Origin of the sequence: Lysinibacillus sp. NPDC093190 (genome assembly GCF_050280425.1) — a bacterium.
GTDB lineage: Bacteria > Bacillota > Bacilli > Bacillales_A > Planococcaceae > Lysinibacillus.
Genome location: NZ_JBNNVG010000063.1, coordinates 1 through 5,582, shown reverse-complemented (window position 1 = coordinate 5,582; position 5,582 = coordinate 1). Strand labels below are relative to the sequence as shown.

Sequence of the window (5,582 nt, the reverse complement as noted above, 5' to 3'; positions counted from 1 at the left end):
AATGAAATTACGAATAGCTTAGGCCATAAGAGTTACTACTATTTTAACGAAGATAACCTCTGTACGAAAATTGTTCATCCAGATGGTAGTGAAGTTAGCTATCAATATAACGAAGACTTTGAATTACTGCAAGAAGTAGATGAAGATGGTCGTGTCACAGCATATAGCTATGATGAGTGGGCAAATCCAGTGACGATTACTCTGGCAGATGGCAGTACCTTATCCTCTCAGTATGATGAGAAGGATAGACTGATTCAGGCTGTTAATGCAGAGGGTGGAAGTCGTCAATGGATTTATAATGAAGATGGGACATTGCAGGCAAATATTTTAGAAGATGGCGCAAAGACTGAATTTTCCTATAATGAGCAATACTTAATTAAAACGGTGACAAATGCCCAAGGCCATGTGGTAAGCTTAGCTTATGATGCTGATCTGAACCTGAGTCAGGTCACATTGCCAGACGGAACAAGTTCGACATGGACATATGATCGTCGTGGGAATTGCACAACAACGACCAATCCGCTAGGGGCCACAGAAAAGTTCCGTTATGATAACTTAAATCGCCTAGTACGTGCAAATCTTTCAGATGGAAACGATGTTCAATTAAAGTACAATGCCTATGATGATGTTGTTTTTGTGAATGATAACCATACGCAAGTAGCCTTTGATCACACCATTCTCGGCAGCTTGGTGTCTCGAGAACAAGGTGGGAAGAAAGTTAAATTCACTTATGATACAGAGGAGCAGTTAACCTCTGTCATCAATGAGAACGGCGAAGCGTATCAGTTTGAACGCGATACGAAAGGGAATATCATCAAGGAAATTGGCTTTGATGAGATGGAAAGAACATATGAGCGAAGTCAGGCAGGATTAGTTCAGAGGATTCAACGACCTGGTGATCGTTGGACAGCGTACCAGCATGATGGTCTAGGGAATGTTATTCGAGCTGATTATTATGATGATACTTGGGAAACGTTTGGCTATGACAAAAATGGTTCGTTAATTGAGACTGAAAATGAGCATGTGACTGTAAAGCTGGAGCGAGACCCATCTGGCCAAATAATCAAGGGATGGCAGAATGACCATTGGATTGCGAGTAGCTATGACGAATTAGGCAACCGTTCACAGATTACGAGTAGCTTAGGTGCAAAAATCGATGTCGCTCGTAATGAAATGGGAAATGCGTCACAAATCACAGCCTCTCGCTCAGAGCAAGAACAGTGGACAGCAGCGATGCAATACAATGAACTTGGTCAAGAGATTGAGAGAATCTTACCAGGAGATGTCATCAGCAAATGGCAGTATGATGTAGCAGGTAGACCAACACACCACCGCATAAATAGTCAAAATCGTGACACACGAAGACGCGTGTATAATTGGGATGTTAATCACCAATTACGAAGCATGGTCAACGAGTTAACAGGTGTAAAAGTTACCTATGGTTACGATGAATTCAGTAACCTTGTGTGGTCCAATCAAGGCGGTCAATTTGACTTCTTACACCGTAGTGTCGATGATGTCGGGAATTTGTATGAAACTAAAGAAAAGACAGATCGTGTCTATGGTGCCGGAAGTAGATTGCTTGAAACGAAAGAGGTAACATTCTCTTATGATGATGAAGGGAATCTTGTTCAGAAGGTTGAGAAGAATGGTGATACGTGGAAGTACGAATATAACGGCAATGGCATGATGTCGAAGGTCGTCAAACCAGACAACACAGAAGTTACTTTCAAGTACGATTCGCTAGGTAGACGAATAGAGAAGAGTTCTGAAGATAAGACAACAAGTTTCGTTTGGGATGGGAATACTATCCTACATGAGTATTTCTCACAGAATGATTCAGATAAATTTGAAAATCTAGTAGAGCGTTCTTCACAGAACAAGTACGAAATACTGGATAATCTAGTCACATGGGTGTTTAATGATGGGTTCGTACCTTCAGCTAAAATCACTAGTGAAGGTAATTACGGTATTATTAATGACTATCTAGGAACGCCTGTTGAAGCCTATGATGAAGAAGGTAATACGGTTTGGTCAGCAGAGCTTGATATTTATGGACGAGTGAAAGAATTCACGGGTGAAATAGATTTCATTCCATTTAGGTATCAAGGTCAGTATGAAGATATGGAAATCGGATTATATTACAACAGATTCCGGTACTACTCTTCAAATGAGGGGATGTATTTACAACAAGATCCTATTGGACTTGAGGGTGGAAATCCAACTTTGTATGGGTATGTAAGCGATCCGAATAGTTGGATTGATCCGTTTGGATTGAAAAAACAAAGTTGTGGAAATTGGAAACAACGAAGAACATTCCAAGAGGGTGATTCTGGATTAAAGGATCATGCAAGTCGACACTCAAATTTGTCTCCCGAGGATTATTTAAAACGTGGTCAAAAAAATATATCTGATGGTGTTCTTGTTAAAGGTGGGGGCAAACGTCAAAATGCTGATTACTATATTAGGAAGTTAGGAGAAAACGAATACAGTATTACAATTACTAATAAAAAAGGAGAAATCTTATCCATAGATACATGGTCAAAAGAAGGCTCCCGAATTACTGCAGAAAAGATTGAAGATATGCTAAGTAAGGGTGGAAATACTTTGAACAAAAATTTCTGGGATCTATTTTAAAAAGGAGAACTATGTCAATTAAACATTTAGAAATGTTAGAGAATCAGCTAATTCAAAAAGGGTGGACGGTTTCAAATGCCTATTCTGATCAATTGTATTATGTGACAAACGATTTTACAATTTATTGGAAGATCGCAAGAGATATAAACAAAGAAGCTATTACTTTAATATTCCCTATTCATGGAGAATTCGGTAGAAGGAGTACTGATTTGAATGATATTTTCTATTGTGAAGAAAGTCGGAATGGCAAGATACTTTACTTTAAAAAAGTTAAGAGTAAAGAGTGGACTGAAAATCTTAAAGAGTGGGTAAGTCGTCTTATGCAGTAGTAAAGTTTATTTATTTATTTTTATTTTGTTATTCCTATTATAAAAGGTTCAGTGATGTGAGTTTTTAAATGGAGTTAACGCCTAAAAACACAAGTTGATTGGATTTCAAGTTCTTCCTCAACATGTGTTTTCTGTTAGAAATAGAATTGTCTTTTCTCGTTATTTACTACTCTGCTTCATCAGGAATGCATACACAGCAAGACCCGATTGGACTGCTAAGAATAATTCAATCCAATATTGTATGGATATGTGTTTGATCCATTAATAGAAATTGATCCTTTTGGGCTAAATAGTTCTAAAAACTACCGCAACTTAAGGGAAGATCAGTGCAACAGATTGAAAAAATTCTATCTGAAGTAGGATTTAACGTAACTAAAAATAATGGAATCAATCAAACATGGAATCATTCTGATGGCTCAGAGGTTAGAATTCATGCTTATGGAAATAAAAACGCCGCAACTTACAAATCTGCAAATAATGCACATGTTCATAAACAGGATCTAAGTAACAATCAGCTAAATGATCGTGGAGCAATTAGTACAAATAAAAATGAAACTCGAGAGGCATATCTTTATAGTAGAAATATGAAAACACATGTATATGGTATTATTCCATGTACATGTGTTTTTTCTTGTTTTGATTTACTTTTATCGCTCCTAATTTCGGAACGATTACAGTAACAATTGTTAAATTATGTATAAATGCGAGTGTTAAACAAGTAAAAACTAGTTGTTTGATCACTTTAAACTCGGAAAACGAGTGATTTTATTCATCCTTAAACAAGCAAAAATGTACATAATGATTTTGACATTTATATGCATACTTTAAATTTTATTACCACTAACAGTAGCATACCTTCACCATCGTAGAAACATATTTTACAACTATAACTATTCTCTCCAACACGAATGTAATCTTAGTTTGACGCTAATTACATTTCTTGTACCTAATGATTAAAGTTTCACTTTATCCATCTCTCACTCAGTATATCTAACTACCTAAAATTCAAATTTCCCTAATATACAGGATTTTTCGTCTATTCTGAATAATGGTTCGTATGGATGTTGATTTTTTATCTATGGTTTATTAGCATATTTATGAAGAAAATAACCAATTAATGGTTTTAATTCCATATGTAATTAGTTTAGGGATATTACTGAATTAAAAAATTTATTAACAAAATTGAGCGATAGTATTTAATAGGAAAGTAAAAAATACAAGGTTATGAGATAGAAAGAACAATACAAATCGAAATGAATTTCATGGATGAAGAGTTATCGAGATGACGAAACATGAAAAAGAGAAGAAACGAATAAAGAACATCGAACCCCAATTATTACATATGAGTTTACAGAAATGAGTTTCTATGAGAATTAAAATCCAGTTGTATACCTTCAACATTTGACGTGTTTGGAACCTGAATAATGGATAAAAAATATCCATTTAGTCGTAGATACGATTAAATCTATACAAACGAAAAATCTACGCCATGTTGAAAATCATGGAACAACAGATAAAAGCAGAAGAAGTAAAAGATTTCACACAGTCCATGATGAATATTTTTCAAAAAACACAGCCAACTGCGAAAATGTTGGATATTGGCATTAATGAAGTTAACGGTGTACAAATTGGTTGTTTGATTTCATGACGTAAGTACTAGATAACAAGATTTATAATTTTAATGTTTTTGTTTTAGGTAGACTTAGAAATGACGATGGGCTCGGTTAATTATGTGAAAAAAGAGATGAATATTTGGAAACCCATTGCTTACGGCATGATGGAATCTATCTTACAAGGTTTTTAAAAGACGTGGTTGATGGAAAGGAGGTAAGTAATGAGATCGCTAGAAGAAAATGAAGTACACATGATTAGTACGTATGAGGATCTTGTGCTCGAATGGCCTTATCCACTTATTCATTTAGATAAACTAACCATCAAACATAAGGGCAATGATCATGCGAGGTTGTACTTTACGGGAATGATCGCTGAAGAGCAAGCACAAAAGTATATTCAGCGAGTCAATCATACAGATGAAGTTGTTGTGAAATTCGGACGAGACAGTGCCATATTGTTCTCAGGAAGAATTGAAAATGCGGAGTTGCAGGCAGCACAAGGGGTGCATTATGTCTCCGTTGAGGCTGTATCATTTACAGCAAATATGGATATTGCGAAGCGCTCACGTTCTTTTCAAGATGCCAATATGACGTATGTGCAGTTAATAAAAAACATCGTAAGCGCCTATCCTAATGGGGATTACATCGACCAAGCTTCTAACGGTCAAGCCATTGGTAGTATTGCGATTCAATATTTAGAAACAGACTGGGAATTTATTAAAAGAATGGCTTCCCATTTGCACGCGGTTGTTTTTCCTGATTTAAAAGGGAAAGGTGCTCGATTTTGGCTTGGTACACCTCAAAGTAGGAAAAGCATAAAGATCGACCATTTGCTTTCTATAGTACGTATGGACGTCGATGCGTATCGCTTGATTACTGAAAACGATGGTACTGATGTGAGTGAAGCTGATTATACTTTTTGTGAGTTTGAAAGCACAGAGCCCCATGAGTTAGGCACGTTGGTGCAATTCAAGGGAAGTTCCTATATCGTAACGGCTAGGGA

General features: G+C 36.3%; 4 protein-coding genes and 1 pseudogene. All 5 read left to right on the top strand.

What is annotated here, in order from left to right; genetic code table 11:
- The coding region (locus tag ACQKOF_RS24885) for an RHS repeat-associated core domain-containing protein (protein ID WP_427563034.1) at positions 1 to 2,637 on the top strand (2,637 nt) is incomplete at its 5' end.
- A gap of 11 nt (positions 2,638 to 2,648) precedes the next feature.
- Complete coding sequence (locus ACQKOF_RS24880) at positions 2,649 to 2,966, top strand: hypothetical protein (protein WP_427563031.1); 318 nt, start codon at positions 2,649 to 2,651, stop codon at positions 2,964 to 2,966.
- A 326-nt stretch (positions 2,967 to 3,292) separates the two neighbouring features.
- A complete protein-coding gene (locus tag ACQKOF_RS24875; RefSeq protein WP_427563028.1) occupies positions 3,293 to 3,646 on the top strand; it encodes a hypothetical protein in 354 nt (117 codons plus the stop codon).
- 821 nt (positions 3,647 to 4,467) lie between these two features.
- Complete coding sequence (locus ACQKOF_RS24870) at positions 4,468 to 4,614, top strand: hypothetical protein (protein WP_427563025.1); 147 nt, start codon at positions 4,468 to 4,470, stop codon at positions 4,612 to 4,614.
- Between the two features lie 186 nt (positions 4,615 to 4,800).
- Positions 4,801 to 5,582: pseudogene (locus ACQKOF_RS24865) on the top strand (hypothetical protein); the annotation flags it as partial.

What these genes read in the sequence shown, in the direction of transcription:
- ACQKOF_RS24870 (WP_427563025.1), top strand. Translation starts at nt 4,468, where the DNA reads ATGGAACAACAGATAAAAGCAGAAGAAGTAAAAGATTTCACACAGTCC.
- ACQKOF_RS24880 (WP_427563031.1), top strand. Translation starts at nt 2,649, where the DNA reads ATGTCAATTAAACATTTAGAAATGTTAGAGAATCAGCTAATTCAAAAA.